This is a genomic window from Nostoc sp. LEGE 12454 (genome assembly GCF_056620565.1).
Genome location: NZ_JBWQXL010000004.1, coordinates 155,287 through 173,417, shown reverse-complemented (window position 1 = coordinate 173,417; position 18,131 = coordinate 155,287). Strand labels below are relative to the sequence as shown.

General features: G+C 41.1%; 15 protein-coding genes. 10 read left to right on the top strand and 5 right to left on the bottom strand.

Annotated elements, in window-relative coordinates; all coding sequences use genetic code 11:
* Positions 1-433: 433 nt before the first annotated feature.
* Positions 434-2,962: a mannose-1-phosphate guanyltransferase gene (locus AC1F2U_RS06240; RefSeq protein ID WP_480260319.1), complete on the top strand. Its 2,529-nt coding sequence runs from the start codon at positions 434-436 to the stop codon at positions 2,960-2,962.
* 72 nt (positions 2,963-3,034) lie between these two features.
* Here AC1F2U_RS06240 and AC1F2U_RS06235 read toward each other — a convergent pair whose 3' ends face one another.
* The gene (locus AC1F2U_RS06235; protein WP_480260318.1) at positions 3,035-3,337 is read right to left on the bottom strand and encodes a hypothetical protein; all 303 of its coding nucleotides are present in this window, start codon (positions 3,335-3,337) and stop codon (positions 3,035-3,037) included.
* Positions 3,338-3,652: 315 nt separating this feature from the next.
* On the opposite strand from AC1F2U_RS06235, the gene fldA reads away from it, so the two are divergent.
* Positions 3,653-4,165 (top strand): flavodoxin FldA, encoded by a 513-nt coding sequence (gene fldA / locus AC1F2U_RS06230; RefSeq protein WP_480260317.1) that lies wholly within the window; start codon positions 3,653-3,655, stop codon positions 4,163-4,165.
* 68 nt (positions 4,166-4,233) lie between these two features.
* Positions 4,234-4,986: an alpha/beta fold hydrolase gene (locus tag AC1F2U_RS06225; protein WP_480260316.1), complete on the top strand. Its 753-nt coding sequence runs from the start codon at positions 4,234-4,236 to the stop codon at positions 4,984-4,986.
* Positions 4,987-5,125: 139 nt separating this feature from the next.
* Here AC1F2U_RS06225 and AC1F2U_RS06220 read toward each other — a convergent pair whose 3' ends face one another.
* Positions 5,126-6,997: an AAA-like domain-containing protein gene (locus AC1F2U_RS06220; RefSeq protein ID WP_480260315.1), complete on the bottom strand. Its 1,872-nt coding sequence runs from the start codon at positions 6,995-6,997 to the stop codon at positions 5,126-5,128.
* A 205-nt stretch (positions 6,998-7,202) separates the two neighbouring features.
* On the opposite strand from AC1F2U_RS06220, the gene AC1F2U_RS06215 reads away from it, so the two are divergent.
* The 3 genes from AC1F2U_RS06215 to AC1F2U_RS06205 all read left to right on the top strand — a co-directional run bounded on the left by AC1F2U_RS06215 (position 7,203) and on the right by AC1F2U_RS06205 (position 7,956).
* Positions 7,203-7,376, top strand: a complete 174-nt coding sequence (locus tag AC1F2U_RS06215) for a hypothetical protein (RefSeq protein ID WP_480260314.1) — start codon at positions 7,203-7,205, stop codon at positions 7,374-7,376.
* Positions 7,377-7,508: 132 nt separating this feature from the next.
* Positions 7,509-7,790: a transposase gene (locus AC1F2U_RS06210; protein WP_480260313.1), complete on the top strand. Its 282-nt coding sequence runs from the start codon at positions 7,509-7,511 to the stop codon at positions 7,788-7,790.
* On the top strand, positions 7,723-7,956 hold the full coding sequence (locus AC1F2U_RS06205; protein WP_480260440.1) for a hypothetical protein: 234 nt from the start codon (positions 7,723-7,725) through the stop codon (positions 7,954-7,956). The genes AC1F2U_RS06210 and AC1F2U_RS06205 overlap by 68 nt, the downstream gene beginning before the upstream one ends.
* A gap of 413 nt (positions 7,957-8,369) precedes the next feature.
* Here AC1F2U_RS06205 and AC1F2U_RS06200 read toward each other — a convergent pair whose 3' ends face one another.
* On the bottom strand, positions 8,370-11,006 hold the full coding sequence (locus AC1F2U_RS06200) for an AAA-like domain-containing protein (RefSeq protein WP_480260312.1): 2,637 nt from the start codon (positions 11,004-11,006) through the stop codon (positions 8,370-8,372).
* 30 nt (positions 11,007-11,036) lie between these two features.
* The gene (locus tag AC1F2U_RS06195; protein ID WP_480260311.1) at positions 11,037-11,360 is read right to left on the bottom strand and encodes a hypothetical protein; all 324 of its coding nucleotides are present in this window, start codon (positions 11,358-11,360) and stop codon (positions 11,037-11,039) included.
* A gap of 106 nt (positions 11,361-11,466) precedes the next feature.
* Here AC1F2U_RS06195 and AC1F2U_RS06190 point away from each other — a divergent pair, with 106 nt between their 5' ends.
* Both AC1F2U_RS06190 and cydB read left to right on the top strand, forming a co-directional pair.
* A complete protein-coding gene (locus AC1F2U_RS06190) occupies positions 11,467-12,909 on the top strand; it encodes a cytochrome ubiquinol oxidase subunit I (protein ID WP_480260310.1) in 1,443 nt (480 codons plus the stop codon).
* A 249-nt stretch (positions 12,910-13,158) separates the two neighbouring features.
* Positions 13,159-14,172: a cytochrome d ubiquinol oxidase subunit II gene (cydB, locus tag AC1F2U_RS06185; protein ID WP_334837728.1), complete on the top strand. Its 1,014-nt coding sequence runs from the start codon at positions 13,159-13,161 to the stop codon at positions 14,170-14,172.
* A 43-nt stretch (positions 14,173-14,215) separates the two neighbouring features.
* Here cydB and AC1F2U_RS06180 read toward each other — a convergent pair whose 3' ends face one another.
* A complete protein-coding gene (locus AC1F2U_RS06180; protein WP_480260309.1) occupies positions 14,216-15,562 on the bottom strand; it encodes an ABC transporter ATP-binding protein in 1,347 nt (448 codons plus the stop codon).
* A 184-nt stretch (positions 15,563-15,746) separates the two neighbouring features.
* On the opposite strand from AC1F2U_RS06180, the gene AC1F2U_RS06175 reads away from it, so the two are divergent.
* Together AC1F2U_RS06175 and AC1F2U_RS06170 are read left to right on the top strand one after the other, a co-directional pair.
* Positions 15,747-17,003, top strand: a complete 1,257-nt coding sequence (locus AC1F2U_RS06175) for an FAD-dependent oxidoreductase (protein WP_480260308.1) — start codon at positions 15,747-15,749, stop codon at positions 17,001-17,003.
* Positions 17,004-17,426: 423 nt separating this feature from the next.
* A complete protein-coding gene (locus AC1F2U_RS06170; RefSeq protein WP_480260307.1) occupies positions 17,427-17,999 on the top strand; it encodes a single-stranded DNA-binding protein in 573 nt (190 codons plus the stop codon).
* Positions 18,000-18,131: the final 132 nt, after the last annotated feature.

Here is an 18,131-nt window from a genome sequence, read left to right as displayed (position 1 = left end):
TGGGGGAAAGAGAGCAGGGGAGCAGAGGAGCAAGGGAGCAAGGGAGCAATTACAGCAAGTATTTCCCCTCTGCCCCCCATCCCCTCTGCCCCTCTGCCTCTTTCCCATGCCCCATGCCCAATCGAGTACAGCGCGGCAAAAATCAAGCTACCATTTTAAAACTTGCAAAAGCCTTGTACAAAACTTTTGACTTTTGACTTCCGCCTTGCGGTAATGCATCTTGTGGAAGTTCCTCAAATATCAATATCCATAGGAGACTAGAGAAAGAAAAACAAAATATATCTGATACCAATTTGAAAAATGATTGCGACAGATGGAAAACTGTAACACTTATGCAATGGATGTTTCACAATCCAAAATCTAAAATCTAAAATCCAAAATGGTATGACACGTTTTTCAAATAGCGAAAGCTGTAACTAGTTAAGGAGGATTTATGCGTGCAGTACTGATGGCAGGGGGTTCGGGAACGCGGCTTCGCCCGTTAACTTGCGATCTGCCAAAACCGATGGTGCCGATTCTAAATCGACCAATTGCCGAACATATTATCAATCTCCTCAAACGACATCAAATTACAGAAGTTATTGCAACATTGCATTATTTACCTGATGTCTTGCGAGACTATTTTCAAGATGGCAGCGATTTTGGCGTCCAGATGACCTATGCTGTCGAAGAAGATCAGCCTTTGGGTACAGCAGGCTGTGTAAAAAACATTGCCGAACTTCTTGATGAAACCTTTTTAGTTATTAGCGGGGATAGCATAACAGATTTTGACCTGACGGCAGCGATCGCATATCACAAACAAAAGAAGTCAAAAGCTACTTTGATTTTAACCAGGGTTCCCAATCCGATTGAATTTGGAGTGGTGATTACCGATGAGGAGACACGGATTCGGCGATTTTTAGAAAAACCCTCTAGTAGTGAAATTTTTTCTGATACCGTTAACACTGGTACTTATATTCTCGAACCAGAAGTTTTGGAATATCTGCCAGCAAACGTTGAATGTGACTTTTCTAAAGACTTATTTCCCTTACTGCTAGCAAAAGATGAGCCAATGTATGGTTACATTGCTCAAGGTTACTGGTGTGATGTCGGTCACTTAGATGCCTATCGTGAGGCTCAGTATGACGCGTTAGATCGGAAAGTGCAGTTGGATTTTGCCTATAAAGAAGTTTCTCATGAATTATGGGTAGGTCAAAATACTTACATCGATCGTACAGCTGTGATTGAAACCCCGGCAGTGATTGGTGACAATTGCCGTATTGGGGCAAGAGTACAGATTGAAGCAGGAACCGTAATTGGGGATAATGTCACTATTGGCGCTGATGCTAATCTCAAACGTCCCATCGTGTGGAATGGGGCATTTATTGGCGATGAAGCACATCTTTCTGCCTGTGTGATTTCTCGCGGCACTCGTGTAGACCGCCGCGCCCATGTATTAGAAGCTGCTGTTGTGGGTTCGCTTTCCACGGTGGGAGAAGAAGCCCAAATTAGCCCTGGTGTGCGTGTTTGGCCCAGTAAAAAGATTGAGTCAGGCGCAGTTTTAAACATTAACTTAATTTGGGGGAACACTGCCCAACGAAATTTATTCGGTCAACGTGGTGTTCAAGGATTAGCTAATATCGACATCACTCCAGAATTTGCCGTGAAATTGGGAGCTGCTTACGGTTCTACTTTGAAACCTGGTTCTAAAGTAACGGTTTCCCGCGACCAGCGTAATGTTTCTCGGATGGTGACGCGATCGCTGATTGCAGGTTTAATGTCAGTAGGTGTTGACATTCAAAACCTCGATGCTACAGCTATCCCCATTGCCCGCACGGTTATACCCACAATGTCGGTAGCTGGTGGTATCCACGTCCGGGTACACCCCGATCGCCCTGACTACATTCTGATTGAATTCATGGATGCCAAGGGCATTAATATCTCCAAAGCCCTAGAAAAGAAAATTGAAGGGGCTTACTTTAAGGAGGATATGCGACGAGCGCTAATTCATGAAATTGGCGATGTATCTTATCCCAGCCAAGTCATGGATCGTTACTGTACTGCTTTTGAGAAACTGTTGCATGTTCATACACTCCGCAACAGCCGCGCAAAAGTGGTGATTGACTATGTTTATGCAGTATCGGGGGCAGTTTTACCCCAAATGTTAGATAAATTTGGCGCTGATGCAGTCGTACTGAATGCCAGTGTCAATAAAACGGCAATGTCAATTACTGACCGCGAAGGATTGCTGACTCAGTTAGGTCATGTAGTAGAGGCATTGAAAGCTAACTTTGGTGTGCAAGTATCCGCTAATGGAGAACAGCTAATTTTAGTTGATGAATCAGGCTACCCAATTCGCGGGGAAATGTTAACAGCACTGATGGTAGACATGATTTTAACGGCTAATCCCAGAGGAACCGTAGTAGTGCCAGTTCATGCTTCTAGTGCTATTGAACAAGTCGCCCGTCGCCACGATGGCAGAGTGATTCGCACTAAAGCCAACCCTACAGCCTTAATGGAAGCTTGCCAAAAAAACCCGAATGTGGTGCTGGGAGGTAGTGGAGAGACTGGTTTTATTTTCCCGCAACTGCATCCGGGATTTGATTCCATGTTCTGCATTGCGAAAATTATTGAGATGTTGACTATACAGGAGCGATCGCTTGCTGCTGCGCGGTCAGAATTGCCCCGTGTAATTCACAAAAGTTATACAGTCCGTTGCCCGTGGACAGCTAAGGGTGCTTTGATGCGTTACTTAGTGGAAACTCACCCAGCCCAAAACCTAGAACTCATCGATGGAGTAAAAATTTGTCAACCCTACGATGACAGTTGGCTGTTAGTTTTACCAGATGCCAGCGAACCACTGGTGCATTTGTATGCAAATAGCAACGATCGCGAATGGGTAGATGAGACTGTGAGAAACTACCGCACCCGTGTTCAGACTTTTGTGGAAAGACAACAAGAATATCAACCCGCAGAAGTTTAATTCGTAATTCGTAATTCGTAATTCGTAATTTAATTACGAACTACGAATTATATTGAGAAGCGTTCAAAATTATTATTGAGAACACTCTGGTAAATTTTTGTTAGCGTAATTGCAATCAAAATAAATTAAAGCTTCTCTAGTAGAGGGGAATGTTGTAGTTGTGGTATATCGGTCACTATTTGAACTTGCTTCATATAACCAAACTTTCAAATAGTAACGACTATTATCATCGGTAGACCATAATTCATAACGGTAATCACCTCCTGAACCCTGACTATTTAAATAGTCAGCTAGTACTTTATTTGATGCAGACAACAAGCTCAATACAGTAAAAATAGGAATTACAGCTAGTTTTAGTATTTGGATTAATTTCATAAATGCACAAGAAATTTACTTTCTCTAGCTTCTTTTACCGATGTACGTTTTGAAACCAGTAATACTTCGGAATATTGTGTCAGCATATCGTAAGCCACTTACAAGAATTTGGCTTGAATAAACTGCCATCCGCCTTTTCGGTTTCTTTCCTGAAACCTTTACAAAATTTTACTTAAATTAAATGATAAAAAGTCTCAATAAGTTTGGTAAGATATTTTCAAGCTTATTGAGATAGATACTCATTAAGTAAAGAACATATTTCAACAAGGCAAATAGGTATCCTGGCGATCGCAAAACTATATATCAGGTGAAATTATGTCGAAAAAAATCGGTCTGTTCTACGGTACTCAAACTGGCAACACTGAATCTGATGCTGAAAAAATTCGGGATGAGTTTGGTGGCGATCTTGTAACATTACATCCCATTTACGAGGCGGATACTAGTACTTTTGATGAGTATGACTTGCTGATTATTGGCTCTCCTACTTGGGATATTGGTCAACTTCAGAGCGATTGGGAAGGCTTTTTCTCCGATCTGGATGAAATAGATTTTAGTGGTAAGCTGGTTGCCTATTTTGGTGATGGAGATCAATATGGCTATGCCGATAATTTCCAAGATGCAATGGGAATTCTAGAAGAAAAAATTTCCCAGCGAGGCGGTAAAACAGTTGGCTACTGGCCAACTGAGGGTTATGACTTTGAGAATTCTAGAGCTTTGAAAAATGGCAAGTTTGTAGGGCTGGCACTTGATGAAGGTAGTCAATCCGATCTAACAGACGAGCGAATTAAAACTTGGGTTGCTCAGTTAAAGACAGAATTTGGTTTGTAGAGATTTGGGGCGCACAGCTAGCTGTGCGCCTTTATTGAAATTGATAATTTAGAAGTATATAGGTATTTATGTCTGATTCATTTGATATTTTATGGTTAAGTGCCAGTCCTGTTTTACAGCGTTTTGATAAACCATTACTTGAATATTTATCTGGGTATATAAATGTCGCCCAGTGGGAATATCAGCAAACTAAAGATGAAGCCAGTTCCATAGATCAAGCTGTGGAGTTGTTGTATGAATTTTTAGAATGGCGCGATCGCCCCGTGCATTTAGCAGGTCATGCTATGGGTGGTGCGATCGCTTTAACCTTTGCGCGGCGATTTCCGCAAAAAGTGCGATCGCTAACTCTACTCGCTGTAGCAGCTCAACCTGCAAACAATTGGCAAGCTCACTATTACTTTCAACGACAACTTTTTAGCATCAGCCGTGAGTTAGTTTTGGCAAGTAGCGTTCGCAGTCTTTTTGGAAATCAACCACCTCATACTACTAAAAAGTTAGTAGCTGCCTTAGATAAAGATTTAGAACAATCTCCCACGTCACACTCTTTATTTAAGTTGGTTTATTTACCCAAGGGTGGAGTTTCTATGCCAATGATGATATGTGGTAGCAAGAGCGATCCGGTAGTCAACTCAACTGTATTGCATGATTGGTTAAATTGGTTGAAGCCAGAAGATAAGCTCTGGGAATGCCCAGAAGGATATCATTTTTTTCACTACTTCTATCCTCAACAGGTTGGCGAACAGATTTTGAGTTTTTGGCAACACCACCATCCGCATTTACTGGAAGCATCTGCACTATCTTTTAGCGGTTCTACAAATTAGTAACTTTGAGAGTGCGATGTCTAAGGACAAGCCTTATGGCTACGCACTTGTGAAATTTGGGGTTTAATGGGGGGGTGCGTAGCTTGCCGCCGTAGACATCGCTAATTATTGATGGTTCATCCTCTCAAGCTGGGTGTAATCATTCGGATAGGCGTTCTCGAAAATAAAGGCGATATAAATTACAAAGGCATTGAACTTCATTTCCTTTAAATTCAATTAAGCCCAAACTGCGTAATTTAAAAGTTTGTACAGAGTCTAACTTAACAGGAATATCGCTCTTAATCACTTTTTGGATAGCTGTTTTTAACAATTTATCTTCTTCCAGCAGTGAAAGATAGGGATGTAAAAAGCCTCTAAATAATCCCTCGTCAGTGGGAGCAACTTTCAGAAATTGTTCTAAAGTTAAATTACCTGTGGCAATTTGATAAAGAGCAGCCCTTAATAAATAAGGATGACCATCAATCATTCCCCTTAACTGTTCGATTTCTGTATCTGACCAATTTAATTTATGTCGTTGGACTAATTCTTTTATTTGTGTGGTGTTGAATTCTCCTATTTCGACAGATAAACCCACATTAAAGGGGGATTGGCTGACATTTAAGGAAACATATACTTCTTGAGAATGAGCAATTACTAAACGCAATTTTTGCCAAATTTCTTCATTTTTACCGTTTTCATGCCAAGCTCGAAGTAGAGCAAAAAATTCTTGAGCAATTTCGGGATAGGGAAAAATTTTATCAATATCATCTAAGCCTAATACTAGGGGAGTGTCAATATTTTTTAATAAGTATTCTTTGAAATAATTAGTACAGTTTACTTGATTGCTTAATCGCTTTCTCCAATATTTATCTATTTGTTCTTCTAGCCCTAATTCTTCACTCAGGATTGCACAGAATGCCTGTAAAAAATTATTGAGATCGGTAAGATTTTCTTGACTCCATAAATTAAGAGAAACTGTGCAATAACCTCTTTGTTTACTATGGTTAAGAATGCGGCTCATTAAAGAAGTTTTACCCATCTTTTGCGGCGCTTTGATGCGGATTAACGCCCCTGGTTGGAGGATAGATTCATAACATTTAATTTCCACCTCTGGACGTTCGATATAAAAGGGGGAGTTAAGAGGAACTTGACCATCAGTATTTTCAAAAATCACTGAGGAGTTGTTCTGTTTTACTTTTGGTGTTGATTGTTCAACAATGCCTAGATTAATTAGCAATTGTTGCTTAATAAACTGACTCACTCCCTTGTAGACTAAATTCTCTGTTGATTTTGGCTTGGTGATAGAAAGATGGTCGTCATCTGTAGCGGTAGGTTGGACATCTTTGATGGCTGGGTTAGCGCTATCTGGGTCTACAACTAAAAAACCTTGAGTGGGCTTAGTTTCATAATAAACTTTTGTAGTAATTTCCAATGAATCAACATTTTGTCGATACCACTCGTTAAGTTGACGCAGTTGAGGAATATGTGCTTTCAATTCATTAACACTAACAGAGCTTCGTGCCAAAATACTAATTTTATCGACTAAGTTAGCGAGATGAGAACCAGTGTGAGGAGTGGATAGAAATACAATGCCTTTTGTCTGTAAAATAACTGCTTTTTTTTGAAAAGTCTGAGCATTACGCAGCATTTCTTTGACTAATAATCCACCCATACTATGAGCAATAAAAATTATTGGGTATTCTCCAATATCATTAACTTCTAAATATTCTTGTAAATTACTAGCACGATCAAAAAGTGGCATTGTTGACCCTCTCCACTCAAAGGGTTCAGCTTTGTAGCCAAAAGACCAAATACCTAAATCTGGCCTTTCTTGTGCAAGCCACGTTAACCAGAAATTATCATCGTTGCGTAGTTCTTGCGGATGCCAAGTTCCTCGTGCATGGCCACCTAACCCGTGAACAAAAATCACATCCCCGCGCCGCTTTGGGTTGTCACATCCCGATATTTTGATTAAACCAGTCATCTCTGCGGGTTCAGGTTTTGGGGGTTTAGGAAAAAAGTTAAAGGGCATAGATATTATGGGGAGAATTAGAGGATGTTTGAAAAGTGTTTCGCTGTGATTTTAGGCGCTTTTAGATCCCCCCTAACCCCCCTTAAAAAAGGGGGGAACCGGAATCAAAGTCCCCCTTTTTAAGGGGGATTTAGGGGGATCTAGAACGTTTTGCTACCGACAAGAGAACTTTTCAAACATCCTCTTAGGATGACAAATTCTTCTTATGCCACGATCGCAGCGCGACTTAAAACTAGGATACAGCGATCGCGTCACTACTCGGTGCAATAATCGCGAGTTTAAATTAACGCGTCACGAATGCCGTCAGGTGTTTCTCTATGCTCTCAAAAAGGAATTGGCTAAGTTCCAATTTAAGCTTTATGCCCTATGTATTAAGTAGTCCGACAAATTAATTACACAATGTTATTACGAATAGAGCGAAGCGGAATGAAGCAATCCTAGCCCTTGTGATTGCTTCTCTTCGAGACGCTCCGCGAACGCTTCTCTTCGAGAGGCTTCGCCAACGCTCGCAATGACTGTAAATATTTTTGTCTATTTACTTATGTCTAACCATGTCCATTACCTTATAGAGCCATTACAGCCAGAAGAATTGCCCAAAATCATGCACTGGATAAATTGGTACACGGCAATGTGTTTTAACCGAATGTTGAACCGTACAGGACATTTTTGGGAAAAACGTTTCATAGCACAGGATTTGATAAAAGTGACCATCAACGGGCATTGCATTGAATACGCTGCGGTATATTCACGCCAATGCGAAAGCAGCAGGAATCCAAGAAGGCTTTTTCTATGATTTTAGTAATTATGGAGTCTATGACCGACTTGGGGATGATGGTTTAACAACTTGGCATCCGGCTTTTTTGGAGCTGGGTAAAACTTTGAATAAATGTGCTGCTAAATATCGAGGTTTTTGTAATAAGTACAAACCAAAAGCGAAAACAGAAAAACGCTATTTTTGAGTTAATCAATTTTTGCCTAAAGTAATTAAAGACAAAGGTAAAAAAGCATCACTTGGACAGATGCGATTACCTTGGGATAGTTGGGAGGCAAATAATCCATAAATGGTTGATGTGGCTGAGAAATTTATTTTTGCTAATTGTTACAATTCACAACTTGCAGGGATGATTTTTCGAGATCACAGTCAATGATTTGAGATGAAGATAGGAGCAGTGTCTCTATTTATCACGATAAATGTCTTTTTTAGAGTAATTTGCTACTTTTTGCTAATATCAACGACTCATAATTAGCTCTTCTCAATTCCCTTTGTGTTGTTTGTTTTTTTCTTTGCGTTGTGCATTGCCTAGTATTATTGCGTGGAAAATCCCGCCGAAATAAATCTTAACAATTTTCTAAAAGCCTTATTTGCTACAATTTACAAGTTTCTGCAAGAAGAAAAGAGATACTCTCTAATTCTAAATCTTTTTGTCTTCTCCGGCTGGAAGATACTCTCCCTATATCTTTCCTTTTCCATGCGCGGAAGTTCTCCCCTCATAGATACCTCATTCCCATCCTCATCATCCACCGAAATAAGGTTCATGGGTAATTCCTCATATCTTTTCCACCACCCATTCTTTCCTCTCCATCCTACACTTTTTGTAAAATAATTATACCCTTTATCGTTCCAATTTATCCATTTTTCCTTCTCCCAATCAAAATCGAGAGAATTGCCACTAGCCAAATATATTTCTTTCTGGATACTGTAACCAAAATACCCCTTGGAGTTATTGACCCAAAGTCTATCTAGTTTTTTCAAATCATTACAATTAAAGTTTCTGATATCAGCTAAATTTAAAGAACCTTGTTCTTCTCTTCTTGCTGAATAGACAATAAACTGCCAATTTTTTAAATCTGCTTCCTTCCATCTTTGTTGCTTCATCAAATAGTCTAATTCATTTAATAAATGTTCCTTTAAATATTGCTCATAAACTGGATTTGAGCCGTCTAATTCTTTAAGTTTACGATAAAGCAAAGCCACAATATCAGCATTGCCATTGTAGAGAATATTTAGGTCTAAACTAAATAATTCAAGATTAGATTTAAACTTAGATTGGAGACTGCTAATATTATTAAATGCCTTCTTATAATATGCTAAAGCCTTAGTTTTATTGGAATTTTCTTCTAATTTACCTTGAACATAGTTAATATAAACTAAAGTAGCTATATTGGTTGAATTATTCTCAATTTTATTTTCTATTTCTGATAACTCTGGCATAATTTTATGAAAATTTATTTCAGCCTTTTTTAAATCATTTGTTTTATTTACCTCCTTTTTTTCATCAACTAGGTATTGATATCCTAAAACCAGAGAACTATCTAATAAAGCCTCTTTTAGCTTGGGGTTATTAATTTTCTTTTGCACTACTAAACCTGCAATATTCAAAAACTGATTCGCTTCGTTTGTTTTCCCCTTTTGTTGAAGTTGAGAAGCCACTGCTGATAGTTCTTTCATTTTAGCAATTGATTCGTTGAGTGCAGTTGTATTTCTTTTAGCAGTTTTAAGTCCTATAAATGCAGCTATTCCTAATAAACCTGTAATCGCTAAAGTGATAAATAAAACCACTATTCCAAAACGCATTCTTTTTCTAGCAGTTACCAATTGCCTTTCTGCTTTCTGTTTAGCTTTACCTTCAATTTGTCTAGCCCTTTCTGCTGCTTCTCTTTCTTTCCTTTCTCTTTCTAATTCTGCCTGGATTTCTGTTTCTGCTAGTTCCTCTTCTCGCTCTCCTTTACGACTAGCTGCTAAAAATTCTAAATCTTGAAAACCTAAACTTTTATCATTTGCCCAAACTTCCGCTTCTACTAAAGCATTTCCTCTCAATAACCTAGAATCATCCCGTTTATCTGATAATATCCACTGACGATAATTCTCTGTATAAGGACGCAAACTGGCTAAAGTTTTCTCAATCCATAAGTTGTCAAAAATGGTTTGATAAATCAGGTTATAAACCTTTAATTCCCTCTTTTTTTTAACAACGATTCCCGCTAACTGTAAATCACTTTGTTGGATACTACTATCAATATCAATTCCTCCTGAATGCCATACTTGTTGATATAAATTTAATAAGTATAGTGCTTTCTGTTCATCTCTTTTTAAAATTCTATCCCGAATCGTTCTAAAATGTTCTGGTTCATCTTGAGATTCCCAATTCTGAATCACTCTATTTCTGACTAAATTATCGACAAAAGCAGCTTCTTCACTTGGGTGAATTACAGTTGCAGATTGACGAACAAATTCACAGACTTTCTGAGTCAAAAATGGCTGTCCTCTAGTCCAGTCTAAAATTGCTTTTAGTACGGCTTCCGGGTTGCTAGTTTGTCCAGAGAATCCGTTGATTAAAGGTAAAGCTTCTGCAAATTCAAATCCTGTTAATTCAATTCCTTTTCCAATATTAAAAGGAGTGCGCTTTTTATCTTGAATCAACTCAGAAGGGGTAGCTACTCCCAAGAGCACAAAAGTAATGCGTTGATATTCAGGATTATCAACTCTTTGATTAAAGAAAGCTCGAATTAAAGCAAAAAAATCATCAACCGAAAAATTTAAACTGAGAACACTATCAATTTCATCTATAAAAATAACAATCTGTGTAGAGATTAATTTTAGTAATTTATCAATAAATTTACCGAAAATCTGCACATCAGAAAATTGGGAATTTTCTTCCCATAACTCATCTAAATCAAACTGCTCACCTAAGTTTAAACTTTCAGAACCAGAAATAGTATCAATAATCCCAGAATACCATTGCTCAGACTTTAGCCCTGATATCCCAATTGCGGTTAAATCAATAGATACACAAGCAATTCCTTCACCCTGTAACCTTTGCATTGTGCGGACACGCAAACTAGATTTACCCATTTGTCGAGAGTTGAGGACAAAACAAAACTCTCCAGCTTTCACAGCTTGATACAAATCTGCATCAGCTTGGCGTGTGACGTAGGTAGGTGCATTAGCAGGAAGACTACCGCCAAATTGATATTGATAATCTTGGGGAACAGGCGAATTTATAGTCATACTTTATATGGCTAATCGTTTAAATTATACCTAGAAATCGTTTTGAGGTACTTCAAAGTCGTTTTGAGGTACTTCAAAGTCGTATTGAAGTACTTCAAAGTCGTTTTGAGGTACTTCAAAGTCGTTTTGAGGTACTCCAAAGTCGTTTTGAGGTACTCCAAAGTCGTTTTGAGGTACTCCAAAGTCGTTTTGAGGTACTTCAAAGTCGTTTTGAGGTACTCCAAAGTCGTTTTGAGGTACTTCAAAGTCGTGTTGAGGTACTTCAAAGTCGTGTTGAGGTACTCTAAACTTTGTCGCACCGCGATCGCAGTACCACAAAATGCTCGTGTAGGCAGACTCAGCTACAACGGACAAAATTTTTGTACTCCTCTTTTGTTTCTCAGTGGTATCTTTAATGCATTCGGCTATAACCCAAAGATGCTGTGCAAGTAAAGATTTAAACGAATTCAGAGGTTAGTTCATGGATTTTCTCTCGGACACCGTTGCCCTCTCACGGATGCAGTTTGCACTGACGGCGATCTTTCACATGCTATGGCCTGTTCTCACCACTGGGATGGGGATTTATTTAGTCATCGTTGAAGGAATGTGGCTCAAAACACGCAATCCCGATTACTACCACCATGCTCGTTTCTGGGCAAAGCTATACGTGTTGAACTTCGGTATTGGTGTAGCATCCGGTTTGCCGATGGAGTTTCAATTTGGCACGAACTGGGCACCGTTTTCTGAAGCCGTGGGTGACTTTTTTGGCAGCATTTTAGGCTTTGAGGCTTCGATGGCATTCATGCTAGAAGCCGGATTTTTGGGGATTATGCTGTTTGGCTGGGAACGGGTAAACCCAGTGATTCACTATTTTGCCACGATTATGGTTGCCTTTGGCGCAAACCTGTCTACCTTCTGGATTTTAGCGGCAAACTCTTGGTTACAGACCCCGGCAGGTGGGGAAATGGTCAACGGAAAGTTTGTTGTCGATGATTACTTTCAGGCAATTTTAAATCCCTTCATGCTCAACAGCGTCTCGCATATGTTTTTGGCGACGCTGGAAACTTCTCTATTTGTGATTGGGGGAATTAGCGCCTGGTATATTCTCAACAAGCGTCATCAGGCCTTTTTTGCGCGATCGCTTAAAATTGTCTTAGCAACAGCGATCGCAGTCACTCCATTACAAATCTATATCGGACACCTCAGCGCCGAGCAAGTGGCTGATTATCAGCCTACCAAACTCGCCGCGATGGAAGCGAAGTGGGAAACCTCTCCAGCCGGACAGCCCGCGCCCTGGAGTGTGGTGGCATTACCCAATAATCAAACTGAGCAAAATGACTGGGAACTCTCAATTCCCAACGGCTTAGGCTACATTTTGGAATTTAAACAGAACCTCTCTAAACCCGTTCTCGGACTGAAACATTGGAAGCCTGAAGATCGCCCCCGGATGGTGGGTTTGATTTATTATTCCTTCCGTATTATGAGCGGCATTGGCTTCTTCTTAGCTGGATTGATGGGACTGAGTGTGATTCAGTGGTTGCGGGGCAAACTCTCAGCAGAAGCGATCGCTCAACAGAAATGGCTACTGCGAATCTGGATTTTGGCGGCTCCACTGGGCTACATTGCTGTCGAATCAGGCTGGATTGTGCGTTGTGTTGGGCGGCAACCTTGGGTGCTTTATGGGCAAATTCGCACGGCAGATGGAGTTTCCCACCTACCTGCTAGTGAGGTTTTAACATCTCTGGTGATTTTTGCTGGAGTTTATACAGCCCTGTTTATTTGTGCCTTATTCTTTGGTAGTCGGATCATTCGTCAAGGCCCCAATCTGGAACTTCCGGTTCCAGGCATTGACACCGAACCTGCCGCAGAAACTACTCCGGCTGAATTTGTTCCAGATCAACGTCCTGTCGAAGCAGAGCAATAGATAAGAAGGCAGGAGGCAGGAGGCAGGAGGCAGAAGGTAGAAGGTAAACCCATAAATAAATTTCGGGGTTTGAAACAAGAATACTTTTTTATTACACTGAGTGTCTTGAAAAAAATCTGCTGTCACTCTCTTCATAAATAAATTTAGGGGCTTTAAAAGAAAGTGGCAGAGGGCAAAAAATATATTTTCTTCCTCCTGCCTCCTGCCTCCTGCCCTCTGCCTTTCTTGGGTAAATCAATAGGTAACTATATGGAGAATCTAGAACACTTTTTAGCACAAGTTTGGTTTGTTATCTTGGCTCTGTTTTTATTTCTCTACGTCATGTTAGACGGGTTTGATCTAGGCGTAGGTATTCTATCGCTAACCAGTTCCAATGACGACCGACGCGACATCTTAATGACGAGTTTGGGTAATATTTGGGATGCTAATGAAACCTGGTTGGTGTTGATGGGGGGTGCGTTGTTTGGGGCATTTCCTCTTGCTTATGGCACCATCCTGAATGCGCTCTACATTCCCATTTTTGGCATGATCTTTGGCTTGATTTTTCGGGCTGTGGCCTTTGAATTTCGAGAGCATTCTACAAACAAAGTGTTTTGGAATGTGGCGTTTGGAGTCGGTAGTTTCATGGCGGCGCTATTTCAAGGATTCGCCTTGGGCACCATTTTGGAAGGCATTAAGGTGGATGAAGCGGGTCACTTTATCGGCAGTATGTGGGATTGGCTCGATTGGCGATCGCTTTTAGTTGCCTTGACATTAATCCAGGGTTATGTATTGATTGGCTCCACCTATCTCATCTTAAAAACTGAGGGAGAACTGCAAACATCCCATTACCGCACAGCAAAAATCGCTGCCTGGACAACGCTTTTAGGTGCAATCTTAATCACGATCGCCACTCCTGTTGTGTATGAAAATGCCAGGGCAAAGTTATTTCATCAGCCAGAAGTGTATCTATTTTCAATCATTCCCGTGTTAGGTGTGCTGCTGATTTGGTTATTGATTCAAAGCCTAAACCGCAAAGCAGAAACTACTCCCCTCGTTTGGACAGTACTGCTTTTTCTGCTTACCTTTGTGGGCTTAGGATTAGTTGTTTTTCCCTATATTATTCCCCCAGGTATCACCATTTATCAGGCAGCCGCAGCACCTAGTGCATTAGTGTTCATGATTATCTTCATTGGATTTCTGATTCCCATTATGTTGTTCTACAACATCTACAATTACATTGTGTTTCGAGGTAAAGTGGCAGGCACACATTATGGGGAATAGGTGACACAATTTTGGATTTTAGATTTTAGATTTTAGATTGATTCTAGGGAAATATCGCTAATTCCGTTTCCGGGTCAAAAAAGTGAATTTTTTCTGGAGTTAGCGATAACCAAAGTTGCTCTCCAGGTTGTACAAATCGGTCTGGTGGGATTCGCACTTGTAGGGATTTAGCTGTAGTAGCAGGTTGAGATCCCGGTTCGGCAATCTTAACAGCGAGAAAGGAATCGTTACCGAGATTCTCTACCAAATCTACTTGCACTGGTAGATTTTTGGTGGCAGGCATACTCAAGTTAAAGTGTTCTGGACGAATGCCTAAAATTAGAGTTTTCCCATCATATTTTTGTAAAGCTTTTCCCCAAACTTCTGGCAGGGTGAAACGCAACTGGGAATGAGTAATCAACTGCGGGGCATGAAATTCCACAGGAATAAAATTCATCGGTGGTGAACCAATGAATTCTGCTACAAAAAGGTTGGCAGGACGGTTGTAAAGTTCTAGGGGAGAAGCGACTTGCTGAATTTTACCCTCAGACATAATTGCAATGCGATCGCCCATTGTCATCGCTTCTGTTTGATCGTGGGTAACGTAAATTGTCGTTGTCCCCAATTGGCGCTGCAATTTGACAATTTGAGCGCGGGTTTCCGCCCGTAGTTTGGCATCTAAGTTAGAAAGCGGCTCATCCATTAAGAATACTTGCGGGTCACGGGCGATCGCTCGTCCCAATGCAACCCGTTGTCTTTGTCCCCCAGATAGCTGTTTGGGTAAGCGATTCAGCAATGTTTCGATTTGCAACAGTTGAGCAACACTACGCACCTGTTCATCCACCGCCCGTTCTTTGTCAGAAGTGTAGCGCAATCCTTTAGGTAACTTTCTGGTCGCCCCCACAACAAGATTTTCCGCCCACGCCTGAAGATATTGAGACGAGGAAGTAATTTCTCCTCTGCTTTGCCGGTTACTGAGCGCAGTCGAAGTATGCTCCTCTCCTCCCCTGCTTCCCCTACGGCGCAACCCAAAAGCGATGTTATCGTACACCGTCATGTGAGGATAGAGGGCGTAATTTTGAAACACCATTGCGATGTCGCGTTCCTTGGGTGGTAGGTCGTTGATCAAGCGATCGCCTATCCAGATATTACCGCCAGTCATCACTTCTAACCCGGCGATTAACCGCAGCAAGGTACTTTTACCACAACCAGAAGGGCCTACCAACACCATAAATTCGCCGTCTGCGATCGTCAGGTTAATCCGTCGCAAGACATTGACACTTTCCGCCCGCTCTTGGGCTACGTCAATTTTTTCCCCAAGTGTGAGAGGAGATTGGGTTTGTGAGGTAACACTTTCCCCTTTACGTGAGGAAAAACTTTTATAAACGTTTTCTAAAATAACTTGGGACACAACTAATTATTGTCATTGGGCATGGGGCATTGGGCATTGGGCATTGGACAATATGACTAATGACCAATGACAGTTTAGCGCCCATCATAATACACGTTCAGGGTAAATACGAAAAGTTAAAAAAACAGCTTTTACCATAAAAAGCAAACTATTCTAAATTTTAGGGCTGTCAGGAGGTGTTGTGATGACTACCGATGTACCTAAAAATTTTTCCCAAGACCCAAACGTTAATCCTGTCCATGACATTGTAGACGGACAAACCACAGATTGTTGCATTGTGGGTGGGGGGCCAGCAGGAGCAGTATTGGCGCTGTTGTTAGCGCGTCAAGGCATTTCTGTGATGCTGCTGGAAACACACAAAGACTTCGATCGCGACTTTCGCGGCGATACGATTCATCCATCGGTGATGGAAATTATGGAGGAATTGGGATTAAGCGATCGCTTGCTAAGACTTCCCCATACCAAAATGCGGCAAATTAGTATTCAAACTCCTCAAGATACTGTCACATTCGCAGATTTTAGCCATCTGAAAACCCATTATCCCTACATTACAATGCTTCCCCAGGTAAAATTCCTGGAGTTCATCACCCAAGAAGCACAAAAATATCCTAGTTTCCATCTGGTGATGGGTGCGAATGTGCAGGAATTAATTGCCGAAAATGGCGTGATTCAAGGTGTCCGCTATCGAGGAGGCGGTGGTTGGCATGAAATTCGGGCAATACTGACAGTTGGTGCAGACGGTCGCCACTCACGTTTACGCCACTTGGGTGAGTTTGAGTCAATCGAAACTTCGCCGCCAATGGATGTCCTCTGGTTTCGCCTACCGCGTCAGCCAGAAGACCCTGAAGGGGGAATGGGGCGCTTTGGTCAAGGTAAGCTAATCGCCATGCTTGACCGTGGTGATGAGTGGCAACTTGCCTATGTTATTCCTAAAGGAGGCTATCAACAACTAAGGGCTGCGGGTTTGGAGGAATTAAAAAAATCTGTTGTCGAAGTTGTGCCAGAATTCCAGCAACGCATTCAAAATTTACATGATTGGTCACAAATAGCTTTTCTCTCAGTCGAGTCCAGCCGTGTCAAACGCTGGTATCGTCCGGGACTATTACTCATCGGTGATGCAGCTCATATAATGTCCCCTGTTGGTGGAGTTGGCATTAACTACGCGATTCAAGATGCTGTAGTCGCGGCAAATGTACTCAGCAAACCGCTCAAGAACCGAGAAGTACAACTTAGCGACTTAGCAAAAGTACAGCGTCAACGCGAGTTGCCTACACGTATCATTCAGGCGTTTCAAACTTTTATCCAGAAACGGGTATTGGCCCCGGTTATCACCTCAAATCGCACCTTTGTACCACCTGCGTTTTTGCGCTTACCCATCTTGCGCGACCTTCCAGCCAGGTTGATCGCCTTGGGTGTTTTTCCAGTTCACGTCAAGGCTTAATTCTTGGCAAGAATTTTTTTTAATTAATTAAGTGGTACAATTATACTACTCTATGCAGAATTGAATGCTCAATTTAGTCAAGCGAGGGTGGCGAACGGTATACTCAATGCTGTTCAAAGCGATCGCTTGGCTTTTATGCTAGAAATGACTAAAAAGAATTCAGCGCCCAGGTGGTCGCCGAGCGTAGCCGAGGTGAGTCAGAAGTCAGAATTGATAAGGAGTTTAGTATGATTGATATATTCATTTATCAAGTGTTGTCCTAAATTCTGGCTCCTGAATTATGTTCTCAAAATGAATGTAGAAAATTTGTTCAAACATTATTAAAAAATGCAAAAAATTAAGCCTATCTAGATATTAATTGGCACTACATAGAAAAACCTTCTCTTTTGGAATCAGTACTTTTTGCAGTCAGGAGTAATTTTAATGAACAGCTGCGTTTTAATGGCGGAAATTATTAACGAACCGCAACTCCGCTATACAGCGGATAGTTTGGGAGTCACGGAAATGCTGGTGCAGTTTCCCAATTCTCAGAAACCAGAAGATCCGCCAGCCACGCTGAAAGTTGTTGGTTGGGGGAATTTAGCAACAGAAATTCAGCAAAACTACCACCAAGGCGATCGCGTCATCTTGGTAGGACGTTTAACTATGAATACTGTCGATCGTCAAGAAGGTTTTAAAGAAAAACGTGCTGAATTGACAGTACAACAAATTCAATCTGTTGGAGGTAGTTTTAATACCGATCCATTGCCATCAGCAACCGTAACTCCATCATTGACTGAAACTGCTCCACGACAACCATCAGCATCTCGTCCGGCACAGAAAGAGGTTCCCAGTTACGAGTCACCACGTCCAGCGCCTACCCCAGCAACAAATCCTGTTGGCGTTGCTCCCCAAGCGAAAACTTACGAACCCGTACCCCAACCCACAAATTATGAGCGAACAACTTACCCAGCAGTGAAAGAGGAAGAACCAGATCCAGATGATATTCCCTTCTAAAGTTGGTAGTTGAGCGTGTATTCAATTTGCTAACTAATGATTACGATTAGACAATTTCTACAAATAGCCATCCTTGAGGATGTGCTATTTTTTTGTCTTCTGCGTTGACGCTTTATATCATATCCGGATAAT